Source organism: Mucilaginibacter dorajii (assembly GCF_024808255.1).
Classification (GTDB): Bacteria; Bacteroidota; Bacteroidia; order Sphingobacteriales; family Sphingobacteriaceae; genus Mucilaginibacter; species Mucilaginibacter dorajii.
Map to the genome: position 1 here is coordinate 117,071 of NZ_JANTYS010000001.1, position 23,485 is coordinate 140,555.

Annotated in this window: 16 protein-coding genes; 3 read left to right on the forward strand and 13 right to left on the reverse strand. The window is 42.2% G+C overall.

Annotation, left to right across the window (positions count from 1 at the left end):
• Positions 1–52: 52 nt before the first annotated feature.
• From FHS10_RS00385 to FHS10_RS00440, 12 genes are all read right to left on the reverse strand, one after another.
• Entirely contained in the window at positions 53–1,612 is a 1,560-nt protein-coding gene (locus FHS10_RS00385; RefSeq protein ID WP_259086645.1) for a RagB/SusD family nutrient uptake outer membrane protein, read from the reverse strand.
• Positions 1,613–1,633: 21 nt separating this feature from the next.
• The gene (locus FHS10_RS00390; protein WP_259086646.1) at positions 1,634–4,801 is read right to left on the reverse strand and encodes a SusC/RagA family TonB-linked outer membrane protein; all 3,168 of its coding nucleotides are present in this window, start codon (positions 4,799–4,801) and stop codon (positions 1,634–1,636) included.
• An 884-nt stretch (positions 4,802–5,685) separates the two neighbouring features.
• Positions 5,686–6,057 (reverse strand): family 43 glycosylhydrolase, encoded by a 372-nt coding sequence (locus tag FHS10_RS00395; protein WP_310504175.1) that lies wholly within the window; start codon positions 6,055–6,057, stop codon positions 5,686–5,688.
• Between the two features lie 67 nt (positions 6,058–6,124).
• A complete protein-coding gene (locus FHS10_RS00400; RefSeq protein WP_259086647.1) occupies positions 6,125–7,117 on the reverse strand; it encodes a glycoside hydrolase family 43 protein in 993 nt (330 codons plus the stop codon).
• 165 nt (positions 7,118–7,282) lie between these two features.
• Positions 7,283–8,716, reverse strand: a complete 1,434-nt coding sequence (locus FHS10_RS00405; RefSeq protein ID WP_259086648.1) for an alpha-L-fucosidase — start codon at positions 8,714–8,716, stop codon at positions 7,283–7,285.
• 8 nt (positions 8,717–8,724) lie between these two features.
• The gene (locus tag FHS10_RS00410) at positions 8,725–10,656 is read right to left on the reverse strand and encodes a glycoside hydrolase family 97 protein (protein ID WP_259086649.1); all 1,932 of its coding nucleotides are present in this window, start codon (positions 10,654–10,656) and stop codon (positions 8,725–8,727) included.
• Positions 10,657–10,851: 195 nt separating this feature from the next.
• Positions 10,852–11,868 carry a zinc-binding alcohol dehydrogenase family protein gene (locus tag FHS10_RS00415; RefSeq protein WP_259086650.1) on the reverse strand — a complete coding sequence of 339 codons (1,017 nt, stop codon included), beginning with the start codon at positions 11,866–11,868 and terminating at the stop codon, positions 10,852–10,854.
• A gap of 4 nt (positions 11,869–11,872) precedes the next feature.
• Positions 11,873–12,208: an L-rhamnose mutarotase gene (locus FHS10_RS00420; protein ID WP_259086651.1), complete on the reverse strand. Its 336-nt coding sequence runs from the start codon at positions 12,206–12,208 to the stop codon at positions 11,873–11,875.
• A gap of 16 nt (positions 12,209–12,224) precedes the next feature.
• Positions 12,225–13,241, reverse strand: a complete 1,017-nt coding sequence (locus FHS10_RS00425; protein WP_259086652.1) for an aldo/keto reductase — start codon at positions 13,239–13,241, stop codon at positions 12,225–12,227.
• 16 nt (positions 13,242–13,257) lie between these two features.
• Complete coding sequence (fucP, locus tag FHS10_RS00430; RefSeq protein WP_259086653.1) at positions 13,258–14,526, reverse strand: L-fucose:H+ symporter permease; 1,269 nt, start codon at positions 14,524–14,526, stop codon at positions 13,258–13,260.
• 9 nt (positions 14,527–14,535) lie between these two features.
• On the reverse strand, positions 14,536–16,185 hold the full coding sequence (locus FHS10_RS00435; protein WP_259086654.1) for an alpha-L-fucosidase: 1,650 nt from the start codon (positions 16,183–16,185) through the stop codon (positions 14,536–14,538).
• A gap of 463 nt (positions 16,186–16,648) precedes the next feature.
• Positions 16,649–17,212 carry a helix-turn-helix domain-containing protein gene (locus tag FHS10_RS00440; RefSeq protein WP_259086655.1) on the reverse strand — a complete coding sequence of 188 codons (564 nt, stop codon included), beginning with the start codon at positions 17,210–17,212 and terminating at the stop codon, positions 16,649–16,651.
• Between the two features lie 754 nt (positions 17,213–17,966).
• Here FHS10_RS00440 and FHS10_RS00445 point away from each other — a divergent pair.
• On the forward strand, positions 17,967–18,827 hold the full coding sequence (locus FHS10_RS00445) for a universal stress protein (protein WP_259086656.1): 861 nt from the start codon (positions 17,967–17,969) through the stop codon (positions 18,825–18,827).
• A gap of 84 nt (positions 18,828–18,911) precedes the next feature.
• Here FHS10_RS00445 and FHS10_RS00450 read toward each other — a convergent pair whose 3' ends face one another.
• Complete coding sequence (locus FHS10_RS00450; protein WP_259086657.1) at positions 18,912–20,699, reverse strand: hypothetical protein; 1,788 nt, start codon at positions 20,697–20,699, stop codon at positions 18,912–18,914.
• Positions 20,700–20,859: 160 nt separating this feature from the next.
• Here FHS10_RS00450 and FHS10_RS00455 point away from each other — a divergent pair, with 160 nt between their 5' ends.
• Together FHS10_RS00455 and ccoS are read left to right on the forward strand one after the other, a co-directional pair.
• Positions 20,860–23,250: a heavy metal translocating P-type ATPase gene (locus FHS10_RS00455; RefSeq protein WP_259086658.1), complete on the forward strand. Its 2,391-nt coding sequence runs from the start codon at positions 20,860–20,862 to the stop codon at positions 23,248–23,250.
• Positions 23,247–23,408: a cbb3-type cytochrome oxidase assembly protein CcoS gene (ccoS, locus tag FHS10_RS00460; RefSeq protein WP_259086659.1), complete on the forward strand. Its 162-nt coding sequence runs from the start codon at positions 23,247–23,249 to the stop codon at positions 23,406–23,408. Before FHS10_RS00455 ends, ccoS begins: the two co-directional genes overlap by 4 nt.
• Positions 23,409–23,485 lie beyond the last annotated feature (77 nt).

Sequence of the window (23,485 nt, forward strand, 5' to 3'; positions counted from 1 at the left end):
AAGAAAAGCAGGCGGCCTGTAGGCCGCCTGCTTTAAAAATTGGTATAATAAATTAATAGCCGGGGTTTTGGTGCCCCGAAACAAGAGGGTTATTATCCAATTCAGCTTGAGGTATAGGTAATAATTCGTCTCTGTTGGCGTGGAAACCAGCAATTGGCTCGGTAGTGAAATACCCTTTTTTGCGCCATCTTAAAATGTCAATGTTGCGTACTTCTTCATCGCCTAATTCTACCATTCTTTCGTGCATGATGGCTTTAACCACGTCGTTTTTAGAAGTAACCGGAAATTGAACCGTTGGATAAGGGGGCATAGCAACATCTGGCCTTGCACGCACCATATTAAGGTAGGCCACAGCTCCGGCAATGTCACCGGTTTCATTAGCACATTCAGCAAGGTTAAGTAATACTTCCGAATAGCGTATAATACGTTGGTTGTTACCGCCTGGGTGGAAACTTGCGGTAGACGCACTTTCCTGGTATATGATCATAAATTTGCGCCAGCTAATCTTTTTGGTAACACCGTTCAATACCGAAGAGTTTCCGTTTTGATCGGCATCTTTCAAAGTGCTTTGACCATTGTTATAAACGTCGCCGGTTTGATAAACGCTATATGAAAAACGCGGATCTGTTTTTACCGCACCTGTAGCTGTACTTTCAAATTCATTCAGAAATTTGTTTGAAGGAATAAGGTTTCTCCAGGCAACAGGGCAATATTCCTGATTCCTAACTGTCGATTGATCCTCAGTGGCGCTTTCACCGCCCCAGTTGTAACCGTTAGTTCCTTTATCAACAAACACAACTTCAAAAATTGATTCTTTGTTAAATTCGGTGGCTAACTCAAAATTATCAAGATAACGGGCAGTTAATGAATATCCATCGGCCCCGCTGGTAGGTATCTTAAGAAACGCGGCTTTAGCATCGGCATAATTGCCTTGCTGCATTAATACCCTGCCAAGCATTGCATAGGCGGCAGATGCAGTGGCACGCCCCTTATCAGTAGCTGATTTTCCGGGCAATACTGCCGCGGCATCTGTAAGGTCCTTAATTATTTGCGCATAAACGGCGGCAACATCGGCCCGTGGTTTAAAGTCGGTAACGGTTTTAGGAACCGATGTTACCAGCGGCACGCCGCCCCACATGCTAACCAGGTCGAAATAAGCCCAGGCACGTAGAAATTTTGCCTCGCCCACTGATTCTTTGGCATCAGCTGCATTGTCGGTAACATTTGGCGCGTTATCTGTTACCACATTCGCACGGAAAATTACCGTATACCAGCCATTCCATACAGAATTCATTACCGAGTTGGTAGGATCGTCGGTATTGTTAATCAATTGAAGCCTTGGCGCTTCCAATTGCCCGCCGCCAGGTGCTACTTCATCGCTCCTTGTATCATGCAGGTAATACCACTCCCTGGATACAAGATTGTTTTGATGCATAACCGCGTAAATAGCATTAACCGCCGACTTTAGTTGTGCTGCTGTTTTATAATAGTTGCCCGTGGTAAGGTTATTAGGATCAGACGTGTTTAACGCTGTTTTTTTACAGGACAATACGATCATCGTTATCGTTAGTAAGATAATGGTTGACAATAAATAAATTTTTCTATGTTTCATAATATATCAATTTAATGATTGTTAAAATGTTGCCTGTAAACCAACCTGGAACACTCTTGCCGAAGGATATTGACCATAGTCTATACCATTTGTAAGCGTTCCGTTTTTGGAGCCGACCTCTGGATCAAGCCCGGTGTACTTTGTAATAGTGAACAGGTTTGTTGATGATAAATAAATCCTCACTTTGCTTACCAGGTTGTTAGTGGACGTTTTAAGCCATGGCATTGGTAAATTGTAACCTAACTGGAGATTTTTAAGGCGCAGGTATGAGCCGCTTTCCACCCAGCGGGTTGAAGGCCTTACATTTGAGTTGGGATCTCCTGAAATAGCTCTCGGGATATTGGTGTTGGTATTACTGGGAGTCCAGGCGTTTAGCACATTAACATCTGAGTTGAATAACCTCGACATGCCTTCGGCGATAATTCTTTCGGCGTTAAATATTTTATTGCCATATACTCCCTGGAAAAATAAAGCAACGTCGAAATTCTTGTAACTGGCAGAATAATTTAATGAATAAGTGAATTTAGGGAGGTAACTGCCCAGATTAACCCTGTCGTTGGCATCAATTACGCCGTCATGATTAATATCCTTGAATTTTAAATCGCCTGGCGCTGCACCTGTTTGAGTAGCATGACTGCTTACATCTGTAGCATTTTGGAATATACCTTCTACCACATAACCGTAGAAGTATTGGATAGGTTGACCAAGCGAAGTGTTGGTAATTGGACCGCCACCACCAAAATCTGCATCGCCGCCGGCTGTGATGGTACCGTTTGCGGCTCCGGTTAATGAGGTAACTTTATTTCTGGTTAAACCAAACACTGCCGATACATCATATTTAAAGTCGCCATTGGTTTTATGGTAACCTGCGGTCAATTCAATACCGGTGTTTTGCATCGCTCCAACATTAGCAAGTGGGGCGCCAACACCAAAGCTTGGCGGAGACGGTACAGTTAAGATAAGATTCTCGGTCTTTCTTTTATAAACCTCGGCCGATAGCGTAAATGCGTTTTGAAATAGGCCCAGGTCAAAACCAATGTTTGTTGATTTGGTTATTTCCCAATGAAGAAAATAATTACTTAACGAACTGTAGAAAGACCCATTGCCAGAGTTATTACCCGTTGCCAGGTTGTCAAACGGATATGTTGTGCCACCCGCAGAAACATTGGAAACATAAGGGTAATTTCCCAATACAGTTCCGTTTATACCGGTAACGCCATATCCGGCCCGTATTTTCAATTCACTTACCGATTTAAGATCGCGCATGAAACTTTCCTGGTCAACCTTCCAGCCTATTGAGGCGGCAGGGAAGTTTTGATATTTGTGACCCGGGGCCCAAACAGACAAGCCATCGCGGCGTATTGAACCGGAAATTAAATATTTCCCTTCAAAATCATACCCCACCCGCGCTACTAACGATTGCAGAACGTTAGTGCCATAAGTGTAATTGGTAGTTGTATTTGTAGCGTTGTTTAACGTGCGTATAGTGTTGTTATTTTGATTGCCAAAAGAGTTTTGACTGTCACTGCGGTTGGTTTGCACTTCATAAACTGCTAAAGCCGATACGTGGTGTTTGCTGGCGAAAGTGTGGTCGAAAGTTAATTGTTGTGTGTAAAGTGTGGTGGTACCCGATCCGGTATTTTCGGTTATTGAAGCAATCGGGGCACTTGAAGTACCACCATCATTATAAATAGGGGTATATTGTTCCTGCCTGTTTGTTCCGTAATCAAGTCCGTAAGTAGAATTGAATTTGAGCCAGGGTGTAAACTTTACTGTTAAATAAGCATTGCCGCGTATTCCAACACCATAATTACGGTTTTCGTTAATTAGCGCCTGTTCAATCGGATTTACCGGGTCGGCACCATCAAAACTGCTTTGAGGGCCAAAATAACCGCCTTGGTTGTTCGGATTGTAAACAGGTATATATGGCTGCATTCTTATCACATTGGTAATTGGCGTTCTATTGCCCGGGGGAATACCAAAGCGTTGGCGGGTTGACGAAACATTGAATGTTTCTCCAATTGTGATAAACTTGTTTAGATTATGATCAGAATTGATTCGGTAACTTTTACGGCTGAAGCTTGTTCCTACAGTAATACCATCCTGATCAAAGTAACTGGCTGATGTAAATATGCGTGAATTCTCATTTCCGCCGCTTAGCGAAACCGCATGCTGTTGCACTGGTCCTTTTTTGAAGTAGGCGCTCTGCCAGTCGGTGTTGGTTTGAGCGAAGGTTTGCGAGGAGCCCGCGTAGATAGGCTGATTAAAATTTGCCGGTTGTAAGCGCGGTGGTATGCCAATACCCGCGGCTCCGTTTAAAGCCCTTTCATATTGTACATATTGATTGGTATTAAGAAGATCATACCTTTTAGTAGCTTCCTGAAATCCTGCGTACGAATCAAAGCTTAACACAACTTTACCACCAGAACCCTTTTTGGTTGTGATGATAATAACGCCGTTAGTTGCTCTTGAACCATAGATTGCCGCTGCACTTGCATCCTTAAGTACGTCAACTGATTGTATATCTCTGGGGTCGAGACTGCCGATGGAGCCCGGAAAACCATCAATAATATACAATGGGTCGCCTCCGTAACCGATAGAACTTACACCGCGTATCTGTACAATTGGTGCTGTACCCGGCGAACCATTGTTGGTAACAGTTAAGCCGGCCACGCGGCCCTGCAAGGCCTGATCGACACCGCCAACCGGTAAAGCTGATAATGTTTTACCGCTTACTGATGAAACAGCACCGGTTACATTGGCGCGCTTTTGCGTTCCGTAACCCACAACTACTACCTCATTTAGCGATTTAGAATCGCTGCTTAGCGATACATTAATAACAGATTTACCCGAAACTGATACTTCTTTTGAAGCGTAGCCTATAAAAGTAAAAACAAGAACCGACTGATCATTAGGTACCTCAATGCGGAACGCACCGCTGACATCGGTTCCTACCGCAGTAGTTGTGCCTTTTAATGTAACAGTTACACCAGGTAGTCCAGTGCCGTTCTCATCGGTCACTTTACCCGTTATAACCTTACTGGCCTCTGAGTTGATTACACCAGAATTTGTATGCTGCAAATGAGTAAGGCCATTAGCCGCAAACGCGCAGTTTATAATAGTAGCACTTATAAATACTATTATAACCGTCATTCTCATGAAAGTGCTTAGTAAATATCTTTTTTTCATATTTTGGTTTATTAATTGAAAACATTGGTTGGGAAATTGCTAAGATTTACCACTTATTTGCGAATCAGGCTTCCGTATTACATAGTCGTTAGGGGATGAATGAATTAAACTCATTCATAATTATTGACTATACCGTATAAGGAATACTTGATTTACTAAAAGGCGGTTTACTTAAATTGGCCGCTTAGCCGGTAACCTCTATCAGGATTGAATTTATTAGTTATTGAATCCATAATATTGATACCGGTGTAGTTTACCGCGGGGCACAAACTGTGACCGGCAAAACAAGGTCTTAGGGTTTATTCTCTCATAAATATAGCTTATAAAAGGTTTGCAATCGATTGTAGAGCCAGACCGGTTTGTGCTTTTCCTGAATACAACTAACTGTAGTATACAGGTCGATCAAGTTTTAAAAACTTAAATCGCATTTTTGATAAAACTCGCCGGTTGGCCTTATTGGTTTATAATGCAACAGCTATTTGATGATAATTATAGCAGCTTTGCAACGGTAAAATTACTTTTGAAGCAGATTCATGTAACCAATTTTTTACCATAAAAACACAACATTTGTCAATTTATGCCACATTCTGAATCAATCACCCTCGCTGCAAGCTTTAAGACGTGGTTCATCTTTTGAATTAACCTTATTTTTTTGACGGTAAAAAAATGGCCGATTTAAAGACAATAAAAGTTTTTACTATAAATATTTGTTATAATATTACGGTAATGTTTACCATCGAAATGTTTCAATATTGTTGTGGCACGTTTTTATTTAATGTCAATTTTGCCATCAGGTGAAAGTCTCCATTTGAAATAAGCATTTAGTACCTTTAGTGATGCATTGCTTGGAACAGTACCGGTATGCGCGGTTTGTGAAAAGTACATCACAACGGGGGCAGCAGCGCTAAAATGCCAGTACCATACCGGTTCATTCTATCCCAGTTCATTTCTGAAGATATTTGTGTAATATCAGGCACCGCGTGGCTTTTTATCGTCCAGTTTACCAGATCTTTTGAATGAAGGATGATTATTCCAGGAGAATATTGAAAAGTAGATGATATGGCGTAATAATCGTCTCCTACACGGATACAATCAAGATCGCTGTAGTCTGCAGGCAATATAGGGTTCCGATAAGTACCATTGTTCTGATCTCCCCAGGTAGCCCAGGTGTTCCATTTTGGATTTTGATTATCCTGCCCTCTTACCGATTTAAGCGTAGCGATCAGGATGATTACAATAAGAAATTGCTTATACATAAATTAAGATACTTTGATGAATCAAATTCCGGTTTATCATAAGCAACCCCAACCAATTAGCTCTTCATTAATAAATTTCTATTTTATCATTAATTATATGAACCGGGAGCCATAAATAAGTTGATTTCTCAAGGTCGGTTTTATTCCATCTGTCACCCATAAAAATAAATGACCCTGGTTTGTTTGCTACAGGCAGTACAAACCCGCCCTGTGAAAAAAAAGACACTTCGGCATTTACTCCTTTACATGGATTTTCACGTTCTAACCATGGCCCCATTACATGATCGGCAACTGCATAAGAAGCCGCATTAGGCGACCAACCCGAACAGCCGGAAGTAATTAAAAAGTATTTGCCCTGGTTTTTAAAAATAGCCGGACTTTCTCTCCCTTCATTTACCAATATTCGGGTATAAGCTTTTGTTGGCGTCAAATAATCACTGCTTAGCAAACAAATGTGCATAGTGTTATTATTCTCGGACGAATAAATAAGATAAGCCTTTCCGTCATCGTCTTTAAACAAAGTCATATCTCTTAACATTTGATTGTTAGGCTTCACACTGCCCAGGTATTTATAAGGCCCGAAAGGTTTATCGCTTATAGCAACACCTCCCCGTGAATAACTATAGTCATTCTTGTCTATATGCATCCACATAATGAACTTTTTTGTATGCTCATTATAAATCACCTTGGGCCTTTCAATAACCCTGCTGGTATCCAGGTCGTAATCGGGATTGTTTGTAGTAGGCTTTAAAACCACACCCCTGTTTTTCCAATGTTTAAGATCTGTAGAAGAATAGCATGAAACCCCTCCGGCCGGAACCCGGAAGTCTTCCCAATTCTGCTTCGGTACAAGCCAGGTTTTACCTTGCTTCACTTCACCAAAAAGATAATAAACACCCTTGTGATATAATACGCCTGCCCCATGAGCATTAACTGGCTTTCCGTCCGTATCTATCAATTCATCGTCAGTAAAACGCGTGTCATTTTCAGCATGTATGCTATTTGAAAACCAAAAACTGTTATAGGTTATCAACAACGCAATAAGTAGGGTGTGTTTCATTTATTATTAATTTATAAGATGTTTTTGTTATTTTAATAAATTATAAACTAAATGATTATCAATATATTAAGTATTTTCTTAAATGAAAATCACCAAGGGACTCCTAAATTTCAGTGTGCCTGCTGAAGAGGTACGGCTTATTTTAATTCGAAATACCCGTGACCGCTATCTGCCTTTTGTTTTTAACACCAGGGTGGTTACCAGTGAATCTAATTGTACTGTAGCCAGATCAATTGTGATGCCCGCCATATCCTGATGAAATTTAACTTTTTTACCGTTTAGTACCTTACATGCTGTAACAGTCTGCCTGGTTGGCGGTAATTTGACAACCGCAGCCCCAGCCGGAATTTTCAGCAGGTGGATGTATATATTATTACCCCGGTAGGTAGCTCCATAAAAATCATCAACAGGTTGAAAAGGACCAGGACGCGTTTGATATATACCTTCGCCATTTTTCGCTAACCAGTTCCCTACTTCTTTCAGGCGCTCCACATGAGTAGGGGGGATGACACCATCCGGGTCTGGTCCTACGTTTAATAACATATTTCCCCCGCGGTCAACTGTATTGACGAGCATATTTATAATCTGTTTCAAGGGCATCAAGTTCTGAGCCCTATTATATCCCCAGCTTGTTGCATTAAGGTTCAGGCATTTTTCCCAGGGGAAAGGAATAATGGGCCCCTTAACATCAGCACCACCTTCGTCGGTCTGGAAATCTCCAACCATTCCCGACCTTGGGTTAATCACAACATCCGGGTTATAGCTACGTACCATCGCGTTAAGTTTTAACGGTTCCCAAAACCAAGCCGCGTCGGCATCACTACCCTTATGGGCTAACCAGCCGCCATCGTACCACAAAATATCTATTTTACCATAATTTTTCATTAGTTCTTCTACCTGCCCATAAGTTTGTTTTTTGAGCAGCGCGGCATTATCAGGAAGTCCCTTGGGGTCGAAATAACCCGGGAAGCGCCAATCCAGCGGAGAGTAATAAATGCCTACAGAGAGACCTGCCTTACGGCATGCATCGGTGTACTCTTTTACAAAATCGCGATGAGCTGCAGTTTCCCAGCTATCAAAATGCCTATAACTTGAGGGGCTGTTCCAAAGGGCAAAACCATCATGGTGCCTGGCAACCATTACCATATATTTCATACCGGCTTCTTTCGCTACCCTGGCCCATTCTGCAGCACTGAAATGCTTCGGATTAAACTGATCAGCGAGTTTGGCATATTCCTCTGCAGGTATTTTTTGATTAAACATGGTCCATTCGCCCGAAGCCGGGATAGCATATAACCCCCAATGGATGAACATTCCAAATTTCTGATCTTCCCAGTCTTGCATCTTTTCGGGCGGAAGATTGGAACCCGGACCCGATACACCTTGCCCTGCACCTTTTAATGCAGGGTAGATTGATCCTTTCTCCATTGATTTTTTTTCCGCATCGCCCATTTGCTGGCTCTTTGCGGCAAATGAATAACTCATGAGAACTAATACAAGCCCGGCTGCCGTACTATTTATTTTTTGTTTGAACATAAGTTTGGGTTTCATTGCCGGAACTGAAGCTGCCAGATGCTTTAAAAGTTGTCTGCGTTTCATAATATTTTTTATTTAAGTGTGCTTGAGCCCTTCTCGCTAATTACTCCAGCGAAACCACCTCTGGGCAGGCATTGGATTTGCAGCGTATTTGATTTTTTGATACTTCTGGTTTCGCTTGTGATAGCTTTTGTATCTATTCCGTCTTTGAATATTTGGAAAGAATAGCCTGAATTTCCTAAAAAGTTAAACGTAAGATTGAGTGTTTGCTCGGTATCTTTTCCATTAAGCCCGGCAACATACCAGAGTTTACCTTTTCTTCGTGCTATAACAATCATTTCGCCCGGGTAACCATTTATCAGCTTTGTTTCATCCCAGGTTGTAGGAAAGTTTTTTAGAAACCCGCGGGGTTCTTCAGGTAAGTCATAATAGGCAGAAGGCCTGTCTGCAAAATGCTGTAATCCGGATTCAAATACCACTGCCAAAGCCAATTCATGAGCAAAAGAAGTTTTATGTTCATGTTGCGAATTGGAAAAGGTTACGGGCGTGTAGTCCATAGAGCCTACTATATTCCTGGTAAATGGAAGAGTGGTATTATGTGAAGCTGCCTTATCTGTTAAAATGCCGTTGTTATTATACCATTCTGCACCATACACCGCTTCGGTACTCATCAAATTGGGATAGGTACGCGCCCACCCACGGGGTATGGTAGCTCCGTGAAAGTTTACCAGTAGATTGTGTTTTGCAGCATCTTCCAGAATATCAATATAATATTGCATCATAGCCTGCTGGTCGCCCGCAAAAAAATCGACCTTGATCCCTGATACTCCAATCTCTCTCAGCCATGAAAATTCCTTTTCTCTTTTCTCGTGTGTCAGAAGCCTGTCAACCGGTGTCGCGCCAAGCCACTCGGTACCAGAGTTATACCATAAAAGCGTTTTGATGCCTTTGCTCCTGGCATAATTCAACGCGTCTTTTAGCGTACCGCCGTTTGTCATTGTATCCCATTCCCAGTCAATAAGCACATACGGCCATTTCATTTTTACGGCCAGGTCAATGTATTCAATCACCCTTTGATAATCTTTTGAACCGTGATTGTATGCCCAATACACCCAAGCTGCGCTTCCGGGTTCAATCCATTTGGTGTCTTTAAAGGCGGTAGGTTCGCTCACATCAGTAATTAGTGTACTTTCTACCAAATCGGCCAGCTTTCCTACTATCATCACATGCCATTGCGATTTCCATGGTAAAGCGGAAACAACTCCACCATGCATGTCTTTTTTTGCTACAGGATAACTCACCTTATACAGGTTTGTATTTTGTTTATTGTTAAGTTTTGCCCCGCAATTTTGCCTGGTTATACCTGCCTCAGAAATGAGCACCCATAATGACTGGTCATTAACCTTATACAAAGCCGGATATCCCCATTCGCCGCTATTTTTCTCATTAGATCCACTGGTACTAAGCGGATAAAAATTTTCATAAGATTGTTCAAATGGCTGCATCCACCTTGCTGTACCTTCGGGGATAACGTAACCCGTCGCTTCATCTTTAATAGATAAGCTGGAGTCTGAGCGATTGGGAAAAGTATACCTGAAAGCAACCCCATCGTTATAAACCCTGAAAGTGATATTCAGGGGCTGTTTTGAGTCATTCTGATAGTTAAATGTTTTTTCGGTACCAAAGTTTTCGCAAAGCTTCCGCTTTCCGGTCAGCATTTCGTATTTGTCATGAACCGATACAGGTTTGCCTTCACCAATGAGTTTTAGATTTGATGTGAATTGCTGATCCTCTCTTAAAATGCCTAAGGGTGAAGCCGGCAACACTTCAATATAAGCCTCCTTGCTTTTATACAGCACTTTAAAATAGACCTGGCTTAACCCTTTCTGGCCTGCCGGCTGCATTTCTACAACTAACTTAATTTTTTTATTGGGCGATAAAATTTGTTGGGCATAACCAACGGAGCTTAAAAAAAAGCTCAGAACAAAAAAAACGCTTTTCATCTTAATTTTTTATAAAAATTTAATCCTGCAGTTGAAATGTTTTATCCATTACCACCAATTTCTCACGGTCTGTAGTCTGGAGAAGGGGATTCTGAAATTTTATAACGGTTTTATTCTATGTAAAGTGAGGTTCATTATTAATTGGCTTATCATCACTCTGCCGCTACCTTTTTGCTCACCTTACAATGGTTAGCATTAATCAACTTCTACCATAGCCTTAATTACACCATTCGCCGGATCAAGCCATCCTTCAAATTCATCAATAACCTGGTTAAACGATACACGGTGGGTGATATAATTAGCAGGTTGTACCAACCCTTTTTTCATCGACGCAATAACATGTTCAAAATCGGCCCGGGTAGCATTACGACTGCTCATTAACGTAGCCTCGCGCTTATGAAACTCTGGATGACTAAAACTAATATCTCCTTTTTGCAAGCCTACAAGCACATACCTGGCCCCATGCGCCATATATTGAAATCCATTGTTTATCGCTCTCAAACTGCCGGTGGCATCTATAACTACGCTGGGCATATCGCCATTAGTTATGGAAGTTAACCGCGCCAATACATCTTCGGTGGATCCGTTAATAATATGATCTACCTTTAATCTATCCCTGCAAAATTCCAGGCGCTTAGCATTTAGGTCCATTGCAATAACTTTTCCCCCTGCAATACGTGCAAACTCCATAATGCCCAGGCCTATTGGGCCTGCACCAATAACCAATACAAATTCACCAGGTTGTACATCTGCACGCCTGATACCGTGCGCTCCTATTGCCAGGGGTTCTACCAGCGCCAGCTCATCATAACTTAAACCATCGCCATGCACCAGTGAATATTCCGGCACATTCAGGTATTCTGTCATTCCGCCATCCACATGTACACCACAAACATTAATTTGTGTGCAGCAATTAGGTTTCCCAGATCTGCAGGCAATACATAAACCGCAATTAAAATAGGGGATAAATGTCACGGCTTCGCCTTTTTGGAAACCTTGTGCGCCATTAGGCTCAACCAATTCGCCCGAAAGTTCATGTCCCAGGATACGGGGGTAATTAAAATAAGGCTGTGTACCTTCAAAAGCGTGCAAATCTGTTCCGCAGATGCCTATCCTCTTGATCCTTATCTGGGCATAGCCCTCTTTTATCCCAGGTTTTTCCTGCTCTTTGAAAGCCAATTTTCCTGGTTCCTCACAAACTATTACCTGCATATTTTTATAACTGAAAAATCTGTTCCATGATCACCCATTTTTCCCCTTCTTTTGCCCAGGGCAGGGGTTGTTGAAATATCCACATTAGTTTTTCCCACTCCTGTACTTTGGGATTGAGGGCATCCATTTGCTCTTTTTTCTTAGCTTCGTATAGATCGCTTGTTTCCATGATCATAAACAGGCGATTACCCGTACGATAGATCTGCATATCCTGAATTTCTGCATCGAGTATACTTTTTCGTATTTCCGGCCAGCTATTTTCTGTTTTATGCCAGTGTTCATATTCTGCTATTAATTGTGGGTCATCCTTTAAATCAAGCGCCAAACAGTACCTTTTCATAGTGATATTTAATTTTTTACAGATAAATGGAAGCGTATGATTCGTCAACTAAACCATATTGTTTCATTTCTTTCCAAAATTGTGTTGGGATCTTTAAAGAAGCCAACGCAACATTTTGTGAAACCTTGGCGGGATTTGTGGTATTCATGGCTATACTTTTAACGCCTGGTCCATTTAGTCCAAAAGCCACACATGCTTCCGCCGGTTTTATTTTATAATCGGTACATAAGCCATAAAACAACTCCCGCCAACGGTATAAATGCTTGTCTTTTACCGGATCAGTCAACCGGTAATTATAATAAGCCGATCCCGTTAAAAAACCTCCGTTAAAAACCGCGGAATTGATAATAAGGGTACCCTGTTTTTCAAGCTCCTGCATAAATTCAACCAATTCTCCGGGATGGCTGTGAACCGTCATGCTATTGGCTATCATTACCCAATCGAGTTTCACATCATGAGTTATTTTTTTGATGATCCGCCAATCCTTTGACCCAACACCGATGGCCTTCACTTTACCATCCCGTTTTAATTCATTCAACGCACGGTAAGCCTCCAGTATGTCCCGGTAGCGCTGGGCTTGGTCCTGTTCACTTTTTGCTTTGGCAAGGTATTCATCGGGGTCGTGTACAGATACCAGTTCTGCCCGGTAATTGCCCAGCAATTCATTCCCCTGTTCATAACATTCCAGGATACCATGATAACTTATGCGCTGAATGGCATCATATTTCAAATCGCGCCATACACCAGGTTCAAAAGTAGGTTCGGTGGTTTTTAATGCTGTGCGCAGCCACCCTAATTTATTGCTGATCAGTACATCTGAAGGTTTTACGTTCAATTGCGTTAAACACAGCCCCAGCGATTCAAGCGCCAGTCCGGCACCGTATTTACCGGCAGAATCAAATACGGCTGGTTTTGGAGAGCACCTGACGCTTTCGGCAACAATAGCACGTTTAGCATCGTCAGGAAGAGCCACGTATAAATTTCCTAAGCCACTGGTTCCAAAAATTATTTGGGGTAAACTAATTTCTTTCATGTAAAAATGGATTATTTTAAAGGATAGCTGAAACCAGTAAATCTTTAGGTTGCACTTTTACGCGGTAGCCTTTAAATCCGAAAAATGCTACCACCGCAAAACAGACTAATGGCACCACATAGCCGTATTGAATATTACCGGTTATATCGCTGATGTAACCAAATATTCTCGGCAAAATGGCACCACCGACGATGGACATAATGATGAGGCTGCTGCCAAATTCGGTATCAGCTTTTAAATCTTTTATACCCAGCGCAAAAATAGTTGGGAACATAATGGACATGAAAAAGCAGATTCCGATAACCGCGTAAACGGTAATCATGCCATGGCCTAAAATAGCCACAACGCAAAGTAAGATATTGATGCCCGCATAAGCTGCCAGCAAACTTGCCGCGCTGTAGTACCTCATTAAAAATGTACCGATAAACCGGCCTGTCAAAAATGCAGCGCCGCATACCCCCAGGTAGTAGGTAGCCTTTACTTCTGTAAGGTCTGCAGATTTTGGCGCATAAAGGATAAACAAACTAAATACACAGACCTGCGCACCCACATAAAAAAACTGGGCGGCTACACCCCATGCTAAATGGCGGTGTTTTAGGGCATGAAAAATATTTTTACTGGCTGCATGCCCTTCATGCTGCTGAATCCTGGGTAGCCGGGTGAAGGCAAAAATGATAGCGATGATTACCAGTACAGTGCCAAGTATAAAGTAGGGTATTTTCACAGAAGAGGCTTCGGCGGCAAGCGCCAGCTTGCGGCCCTGTTCTGTCATTACGCTCAATTGCGCCGTTGTATAACCTTTGGTAAGTATAATACGCCCACCAATTATAGGTGCCAGGGTTGTAGCCAGTCCATTAAACGATTGTGCAAAATTAAGCCGTTGTGTAGAAGTTGCAGGGTCGCCCAATGACGAAGCATACGGATTGGCAGCTGTTTCTAAAATAGTTAATCCGCAGGCAATAATGAACAAGGCAACCAGGAAAAATGAGTACTGCTGCATGTTGGCTGCAGGTATAAATAAATAGGAGCCAAGCGCAAAAATAAGCAGCCCTGTTATAATGCCTGTTTTATAACCATATTTTTTCATAATAAAGCCCGCTGGCAAAGCCATCAAAAAATAGGCTATGAACACAGCCGAATCCACCAGGGTAGCCTGAACGGTTGTAAGCGTAAATGATTTTTTTAAGTGAGGTATCAATATAGGGTCGAGGTTATGAGCAAAACCCCATAAAAAGAACAAACTGGTAATCAATATAAATGGGAAAAGACTCTTATTTGTTTTCATGACCGGATATTATACAATAGCACCTTCAATTTTAAAAACAAACGCGTCTTTACACGGCGCTTGTTCCGGTAATTTTACTTTTAGGCCTGTTGAGGTTTGCTCAAAACTCAATTTTTCGTTTCCAAGCAGGCTTACGCTGTTTACCTTACCTGTCTCATTGCCTGTGGCCAACTTTTTAATCAGGGCTTCGTTGCCGGTTGGCCAACCTAACATTACCGCATAAAGCGTTTTACCCTTAGTTGTATAACGGATATCTTCGGCTCCAAATGGTTTACCTTTGCCTTCATTAAAGCCCTGCGCATTGATAGGTGCCGCCGAATCTGTTGCCGGGCCTTCACCAAAAACTTTCCAGGGGCGGGTGCCATAAATTGCCTCACTGTTAACATGCATCCAGGAACCTATGCCTTCAACTACAACACGTTCCTCGCTATCAAGGGTTCCATCGCCTCGTAATGGTATGTTTAAGAGTAGATTACCATTTTTACTTACAATATCAACCAGAGTATGCACTACCGTTTTGGCGCTTTTGTAGCCTTTATTATCAAATATGCGTCTATCATAGTGCCATGCACCAATACAGGTATCCGTTTGCCATGGTAAGGGCTCTATCTGGTTGCTCTGTCCACGCTCTATATCCCATATCATGCATTTGCGCTGTTGCTCATTCAATACTTTGCCAAATAGTGCTGCTTGTAGTTTACCATGTTTTTTAATACTGGTATTGTACATATGTGCCGCTATTTTTAAGCCGGCATCACTTACCGGCCAAAGAGGTAAGGCGGTATCGTCAAAATAAATTAATTCGGGACCGTATTTGTCAATTAATTCTATGGTACGATTCAAAAGTTTATCGCAGTAGGCTTTATTTGGTACGCTGGCACCATTGCCCCAGTCCCAGTGCCGGCCCATGCTATCGTCATTAAGACTATCCTGGCTCAAGGGGTGGTTTTGGGCATATAATTCCTGCGGATCATAGCCGTCCCACCACTTGCCAGCGCCATCAGCTTTGGTAAGCTTACCATCATAAGGTATACCCGCGTATGGTCCGGTTTTATCCGCGCGTTGGGCAACCTCGTACCACGTCCATGGGTGCGATGCATGCACCGTTACACCAAAAGGCAGGTTGTGCTCTTTAGCAGCCTTGGCCCAGCCGCCAACCAGGTCTTTTTTAGGCCCCAGTTTAGTAGCGTTCCAGCTTTGGTATTTACTGTCGTAAAGGTCAAAATTATCGTGGTGGTTGGCTAATGCCATAAAATATTTAGCGCCAGCACTTTTATATAATCCAACCAATTCATCGGGGTTCCAGTTCTCGGCTTTCCATTCGTTTATAACATCTTTGAAACCAAATTTTGAAGGATGCCCATATTTTTGCACGTGATATTGATATTGGTCGCTCCCTTCCTGATACATGCCACGGGCATACCAATCTCCGCGTTCGGGCTGGCATTGCGGCCCCCAGTGCGCCCATATGCCAAATTTGGCATCACGAAACCAATCAGGCACCTGGTATTGCGCAAGTGAATCCCAGTCGGGTTTAAAAGGGCCCGAGTTAATTCCGGCGTTTGAATATGGGTGTAACAAGCTGCTTCCATAAAGCTTAGACAGGTATAAGGACGATACCCCTGTGGCTAAACCTTTTATTAATGTTCTTCTTTTCATAATTGGTTTGGTGATTTAATAAATAGTTATGCCTGTTTGCAATAAATAGCGGGAAACGCTATAAATCACCCTATTGTTATAATTGGTTAATCGGCAACTCGCATTTACAATTGATTAACCAAATTTCTTTGAAATAACATCTAAATAATTGACCTAATGGGACTTTTTTTTGTAAAAAACCGACTTTTTGCGTATTATTTCAATAACAGAAATTCGAATTAGTAAAAGGAATCGATTAAGCCACAAGGCTTATATGGAATTAATCATAAATGGGTCATATAATGTATGTTATTATTTTGATAAAGCCGAGCGGCTATTGGTAGCGCCGCGTGTTAATGGGATAGGGGCCTTACATTGAAAAGAAATTATTAAAACGTTTTCTGGGCTTGTTTCAGACTATGATGTGCTCAATGTTGTATCATAGTTGATGATGAAAACGTGCTACTATTGCTGCATTTGGCGACTAATGATTAAAGCCAACCTGATATATCTGTTTTTTATATTCGCTGGGCGACATGCCAGTCAGTTTTTTGAAGGTTTTAGAAAAATAAGAAAGGTTGTCAAATCCGGTTTGAGTGCAAATTTCCGAATAAGACATTCTACTTGTCGCCATCAGATATTGCGCACGCTCAACACGTTTTTGATTTATATAATTTAATGGCCTGGTTCCGGTGTGCTGCATAAACTGCCTTGAAAAGTAATCTACATTTTGATTAGCCCGGGAGGCGAGTAGGTGCACAGAAAGATTTATGTGTAAATTAACAAGGATATAATTTAGGGCTTCTGCAATTTTTACCGGGATAGGCTTATGTTCGGGATGTTTGAATAATTGGGGGTTCAGGAACTTGGCGGTCAGCATCATCAGGATACCCTGGGTTTCCAGGTATGTTGAAATGTTTTGCTGATTGTTAAGTTCTTGATATTCTTTATAATAAATGTCTTTTTCATACACCTTGGGGTTGTCAGACCGGTTAATTCCTCTTCCTGGATTAATTTCAAGAAGTCTGTTAAAAAGGTTAATATCCATTTCGGTAGCTTTTGTTTTCAATACAGCCCTGTTATTAGCAAACAGAGAGCTTCCATCTATTGAATCCTCAAAAAACTGAACAAAAAACTGGCCCAGGTAATTACTGCAGTTTAAATTGCATAAGGTAAAGCTCGGAATAATGTACAAATAGCCTGGTTCAAGCTTCAATGAACAGGCCGCATCTGATATATCACCTTCTCCATCATCTATATAATATATACGGTAATATGGGCTGATCACATTGCTGTAATTCCATTTTGCGTTAAGCCTCACATAGTCAACGTTTAGGAGCGAGAAAGTATGTTTTAAATTTCTTTTAATCATCTGAATCACAAATATGCAAATTGCTTTGATATACCAGGGTGTATATGAATGCTTTAAATATAACAAAGTCGGGTTTTTACAAAACAAAAGTCCATTTCAATCAGATTTTCAGATGGTGGTTTACTGTAGTGGAAAAACCAATTCCGTTGACCCCACTCCGCCAATTTACTACCCTCGACTAAGGCCCTGAACTTAAGCACTAATGGTGGTCATTTTAAAATTGGCCAACTGGGGTCAATCATGTGTGGTTAATCCAATTAATCGTTGTACAACGATAAGAAAATGACTAATCTTAGAGAAATTTGGTAGGTGATTTATTTACAAAGATAACGGAGACGTCTAACTTAATATCATCCCACATAATGACCATCGTCATTATTCTCTCCCAGCGTTTTCCCCAACTTTACAGCAACAAATAAATACTCAAATCATGAAAACCTTACTTGTTGCTACCGACTTTTCGGCCAATGCCAGGCATGCTGCCGAATACGCCTATAAACTTGCCAAGCAGATCAAAGCTGGCATCATATTATGCAATGCCGTTATTATTCCTGCCGAAGTTCCGCAGGCGGGGCTGGTGGTGTGGCCAATGGAAGAAACAGACACCTTGTTGGAGGATAGTTCTGATGAACTTGAAAAGTTAAAAATCCATCTCGAAAAAACGGATCATGGGCATGACTTTAAACCTGCTATCAGCTTTAAAAACGGGCCGGGGACTGTTACCGATGTGGTGCAAAGTTATGTAAGCAACAGCGTGGTTGACCTGGTGGTAATGGGTACCCATGGCAGTAGCGGCTTAAGCCAGTTTTTATTAGGTAACCACAGCAGTAATATGATCAATAATACCACCAAACCACTGATGCTGATATCGCCGGAAACCGAAATCGCGCCTGTTCAGAAAATAGCCTTTGCCACAGATTTTGCAGACCCGGAAAGCGACCTGAAGAGTTTATATCACCTCATTCCCCTCGCTAAACTATTAGGTGCCGATATTTTGCTCACCCACATTTATAGTGAAGACATACAATCGCCGGCAATTAAAAAAACTATTGAGCATTTCATGACAGAGATCTCTAACAAAGCCAATTATCCTCATATCTATTACCGTAGCGTAAAAAACAGCCACATGGAAACAGGCCTGGGCTGGTTATGCGAGCACGGGCAGGTAGATATGCTGGTAATGGTACATCGCCCGCATAGCTTTTTTTATAAATTATTGAAAAGCAGTCATTGCGAAAAAATGGCCGGTCATATCGCCGTTCCTTTACTGGTGTTCCCAGCCGCCGAATAAGTAAAGACAAGTTTTGTTCTAAATAAAAATGGCACCTTTATCGGGTGCCATTTTTTTGTGAGATAGTTTAGCTGACGAACGGCATTAAATAAGTGTGCAGTGCAATTTATGCTCCGCTACCCCAAGTTCGGCATAAAGTGTTTGCATCAGGACCGATGTCTGGTCGTCGGGTAGTAATTCGTTAAAAAGTTGTTTGTAATAGGCTATACCGCTTATCAGCTGCTCTTTAAATTTGCCAAACTGTTTTGTTTTCTTATCTGTTAGTTCCTTCAGGTGTTTTTGCATATCTGTTTGTAAATAATCAATATACAGGTTTAATTCTTTGATAAACATGTGCGGCCGTTTAACCTGGTCAAGTAAATCAAGTTTTCCGTAAATGTGTTTTACCATTTCATCCAGCGAATAGGTGCGGTTAAAATAAGCGAGGTTAGGGCCTGGGCAAACGGCTACCGCTTTATTTTCTTTGGGTTTGCTGATGTTATATTTGATATACGCTGATGCGCACAAACCCTCGCACAGGCAAATTTTTTCGGTAACGGCATCATATTGTTGTTGATATTCGCCGGCTTCAAGTTGAAGCGTTTGTAACTGGTTGATCTTTAAATGCTGATATTCCCTGGAGGCAGTGCAAATGGGCTGTGCCGTAAATTCGGTATTGGTGCACAGGTATTTTTTTACGCAGGGGCTGCCGGGCCTGCCGGCTTCAATTCTGGCTATCCTTTGGGTTTCGGCGCTTGCCGGTTTAAAATTATTAAACAGGATGCCTAATGGAGATGACGCGCTCAGGTAATAATCTGATTCGGCCGCGCCGGTTAAAGCCATTATGGTGTCATCATCAACATTAGTTGTTTCTGGTACCAATAAAAACGGGCTGCCCCAACCAGTTGCATCCACCTGGTAATGCTTTAATAAAAAATCATTTTCGGCAGCCGTGCCTATGCCGCCCTGAACGCTCAGTTTTTGTTTAGGCACCATTACACAGGTGATGCCTTTTTGTAATAACACAGGTTCATATAACTGGAATAGTTCAAGCACCATGTCATCGCGTTTTTGTTTAAACTCTTCCAGTATGGGCCCCAGCAGATAACCTTCGGTTGCAAAAGCATGCCCGCCGCAGTTCAGACCCGATTCAACCCGGAACTCGGATACCCACAAGCCTTTTTTTGCCAGGAACTTGGCCTGGATTAATGCCGACCGGAAATCGCTTACTTTTAAAACGATCTTTTTTTTCAGGATACCTTGTTCATCCGGAAAAAAACTATCAAAAGTTTCCAGGTAGCTGTACAATTTGGGATTCATACCTGCCGATAGTATAACCGAGGAATGCAGGCTACTATTGGCAAATCCGCGCAAGGCCGCCTGGGCATCGGTGTTTTCATCACCCATATAGTCGCCATTGGCGCTAAAATTCATCCGGTCTACTTTCGACATGATATTTACATCGATAGCGCCCTTGGTCATCATGCGTCGCAGAATCAGTTGAAACAATTCTTTATTTTCACCTTCGGGATAATCCATCATCAAATCATAACCGGCCTTTAACTGCGAACCTTCGGGCAATAGTTCAAAGTACCTGCAAATGTCACTGCCTTTTTCGAATGGCTGGCTGAGCAGGTAATCAAATTGTTTGTCCACCAAATCGGCTACCAGGTCAAGATAGGCCGTGATCCGTTTCGCACGCGCATCCGGTGCCGACTTTAGTATCGGCATAAACGGCCTCTCATTTTCTAACGAATGGTATTCGCGCATGCGCTCTATCAGTTCATCATCAACAATGGATACTACGGAAGCTATGCCGTAACGGGATACTTTAAGCGGGGTATCAATAGAATAGCCCAAACCTAAAACAGGGATATGAAAAGTATGGCTCATAAATAATATTAATTGAGTACCTGCTTTTATCGGCAGATACCATTGCCAAAGCTATGTGGTACCACGGCTTCTAAAATTGACGAAGATCACTTTCTGAAGTATTGATGGTCACGCATTGATAGGTTATAAACCGGCAGCTTTGGATATTAAAATCCAAAAGATGACCGAAAGCAAGACTCTGGAAAAAGTTGCCTGTTACCATTGCGGCGATGATTGTTTAACGAGCAGTTATATTATTGAGGATAAAACCTTTTGTTGCCATGGATGTAAAACCGTTTTTGAGGTACTCGCTTCCAGTAAACTGGCCAATTATTATAGTTATAATGAACATCCTGGCGCTACCAGGGCACGTACAGATAAACGCTTTGATTATTTAAGCTCGGCAGATATCATCACCGAACTGGTAGATTATACCGATAGCCAGATCACCATTGTAACCTTTTTTATCCCGCATATCCATTGCAGTTCATGCCTTTGGTTGTTAGAGCAATTGAACACCATCAATCCGGCTATTCATTACTGCCGGGTTGATTTTTTGAAAAAGCAACTCAACATTCGTTTTGATAACCAAAAAATAAACCTGCAGGAGGTGGTTGAATTGTTGTACGATATAGGCTACGAACCGCTCATCAGCCTGCAGGATATCATCAAAAAGCAAAACGGGCTTATTAAGGATAATCTGGTGCAAAAAATTGCTGTTGCAGGTTTCTGTTTTGGTAATGTGATGTTGCTGAGCTTCCCTGAGTATTTTGGGCTATCAGATTACGAAACCACTTTTAAACACTTTTTTGGCTGGCTCAATATTTTGTTTACGTTACCTGTTGTGTTTTATAGCGGAAGGGGATATTTCATAGCAGCCTGGCAAAACCTGAAGCAAAAAATAGTAGGGATTGATTTTCCGCTGGCATTGGGCATTGGGGTATTGTTTATCCGTACCTGTGCCGAAGTTATTACACGCAGTGGTGCCGGTTTTGCTGATACCCTTTGTGGGCTGGTTTTCTTTTTATTGGTAGGCAAACTGGTACAGAGAAAAACATATCACCACATTTCTTTTGAGCGGGATTACCGGTCATTTTTTCCGGTGGCGGTTCATATTATTGAAGATAACGTAGATAAGCCTGTTTCGTTGGCTCAACTAAAAACCGGTCACCGGATGCTTATCCGTCATAACGAGATCATACCTGCCGATGCTATATTATTAAAAGGAGAGGCCCTTATTGATTTTAGTTTTGTAACCGGTGAAAGCATCCCGGTAAAGAAAACCTGGGGCGAAGTAGTTTATGCAGGAGGAAGGCAAACCGGCGAGGCAATTGAACTGGAAGTAGTAAAGCCCGTTTACCAAAGTTATCTTACCCAACTGTGGAACAATGAAGCCTTTACACGGCAAAAAGATAACCGGATGCAAACTTTTAATGAAAAGGTTAGTCGGTATTTTACGGTGGTGTTGCTGGCAATCGCCTTTGGCTCGCTGTTTTTTTGGCTGCCAACGGATGTACGACGAGGCTTTGCTGCTTTTACAGCGGTGCTCATAGTAGCCTGCCCATGCGCGCTTGCCCTTAGTACACCTTTTACCATGTCGGCGGCGCTGTCCATATTTGATCGTAATTTCTTTTACCTTAAAAATGTGGCCGTGGTGGAGCAAATGGCGGCAATTGATACCATTGTTTTTGACAAAACGGGCACCATCACCACTGGAGGGAGCCAGGAAATAAAAATAGACGGGCTTTTATCGGCAAAAGAACAGTTGCTTATTTACAGCGCCTGTATCAATTCCACCCATCCCTTAAGCCGTATAATTTGCCAGTATCTGGGTAACCAGCAAAGGCTTGCTATAACCCGCTATGCCGAAATTCCTAACCTGGGCATCCTGGCGACTATAGAGGGTCACCGGCTGCGCATAGGCAGTTCAAAATTGGTTTTAGGTTATAAAGAAATAGAAGACAAGGTTAGTAAAGTTTACCTGATGCTGGACGAAGAAATGCTTGGCTTTTTTGAATTTACGCATCAATACCGCGATGGTATGGATAATATAAGAAAACTTGAACCAGCCTATCACACCTTTTTACTTTCGGGCGATCAGGATCATGAACGCGAAGAGTTGACTCGTTTTTTTAAAACGCCCAACACTATGCTTTTCAGCCAATCGCCGCAAAGTAAGCTTGACTTTGTACAAACCCTGCAACAACAGGGGAGGCAGTTGATGATGGTAGGAGATGGCCTAAACGATGCCGGCGCTTTAAAACAAAGCGATTTGGGAATTGCCGTTACCGACGATGTTAACAATTTTTCGCCAGGTAGTGATGCTATTATGGACGGACGGTCCTTTCATAAATTACCGGCATTCCTAAGGTTCTCTAAAGATACTGTGAACATCATCCGCTTTTCATTCCTGATATCCCTCACTTATAACCTTATCGGGCTGAGTTACGCGGTAACGGGTAAGCTTTCGCCCTTAACAGCGGCTATACTAATGCCTTTAAGTACGGTAACTATTATAGCATTCACCAGCCTGGCAACGCATTTGGCGGCCAGAAAAAGGAAACTGGCATGAGCATTATTTACTTACTCATTGGCTGCAGCGTATTGCTGGCCCTGGTTTTTTTAGCTGCCTTTTTTTGGGCGCAGCGCAGCGGGCAAAACGATGACCTGTACACACCATCTATGCGCATCCTGTTGGATGACGAGGAAGAACCGCCCGCAGAAAAGTGACCGCTATCATGTTTCCAGGCAATGCCTGTCATTCGTAACCAACGCAGCTCCATCTAATTTTACAACATCATAAAAAC

Coding starts and splice junctions, on each gene's coding strand:
- FHS10_RS00385 (WP_259086645.1), bottom strand. CDS start 1,612: ATGAAACATAGAAAAATTTATTTATTGTCAACCATTATCTTACTAACG.
- FHS10_RS00390 (WP_259086646.1), bottom strand. CDS start 4,801: ATGAAAAAAAGATATTTACTAAGCACTTTCATGAGAATGACGGTTATA.
- FHS10_RS00395 (WP_310504175.1), bottom strand. CDS start 6,057: ATGTATAAGCAATTTCTTATTGTAATCATCCTGATCGCTACGCTTAAA.
- FHS10_RS00400 (WP_259086647.1), bottom strand. CDS start 7,117: ATGAAACACACCCTACTTATTGCGTTGTTGATAACCTATAACAGTTTT.
- FHS10_RS00405 (WP_259086648.1), bottom strand. CDS start 8,716: ATGAAACGCAGACAACTTTTAAAGCATCTGGCAGCTTCAGTTCCGGCA.
- FHS10_RS00410 (WP_259086649.1), bottom strand. CDS start 10,656: ATGAAAAGCGTTTTTTTTGTTCTGAGCTTTTTTTTAAGCTCCGTTGGT.
- FHS10_RS00415 (WP_259086650.1), bottom strand. CDS start 11,868: ATGCAGGTAATAGTTTGTGAGGAACCAGGAAAATTGGCTTTCAAAGAG.
- FHS10_RS00420 (WP_259086651.1), bottom strand. CDS start 12,208: ATGAAAAGGTACTGTTTGGCGCTTGATTTAAAGGATGACCCACAATTA.
- FHS10_RS00425 (WP_259086652.1), bottom strand. CDS start 13,241: ATGAAAGAAATTAGTTTACCCCAAATAATTTTTGGAACCAGTGGCTTA.
- fucP (WP_259086653.1), bottom strand. CDS start 14,526: ATGAAAACAAATAAGAGTCTTTTCCCATTTATATTGATTACCAGTTTG.
- FHS10_RS00435 (WP_259086654.1), bottom strand. CDS start 16,185: ATGAAAAGAAGAACATTAATAAAAGGTTTAGCCACAGGGGTATCGTCC.
- FHS10_RS00440 (WP_259086655.1), bottom strand. CDS start 17,212: ATGGATATTAACCTTTTTAACAGACTTCTTGAAATTAATCCAGGAAGA.
- FHS10_RS00445 (WP_259086656.1), top strand. CDS start 17,967: ATGAAAACCTTACTTGTTGCTACCGACTTTTCGGCCAATGCCAGGCAT.
- FHS10_RS00450 (WP_259086657.1), bottom strand. CDS start 20,699: ATGAGCCATACTTTTCATATCCCTGTTTTAGGTTTGGGCTATTCTATT.
- FHS10_RS00455 (WP_259086658.1), top strand. CDS start 20,860: ATGACCGAAAGCAAGACTCTGGAAAAAGTTGCCTGTTACCATTGCGGC.
- ccoS (WP_259086659.1), top strand. CDS start 23,247: ATGAGCATTATTTACTTACTCATTGGCTGCAGCGTATTGCTGGCCCTG.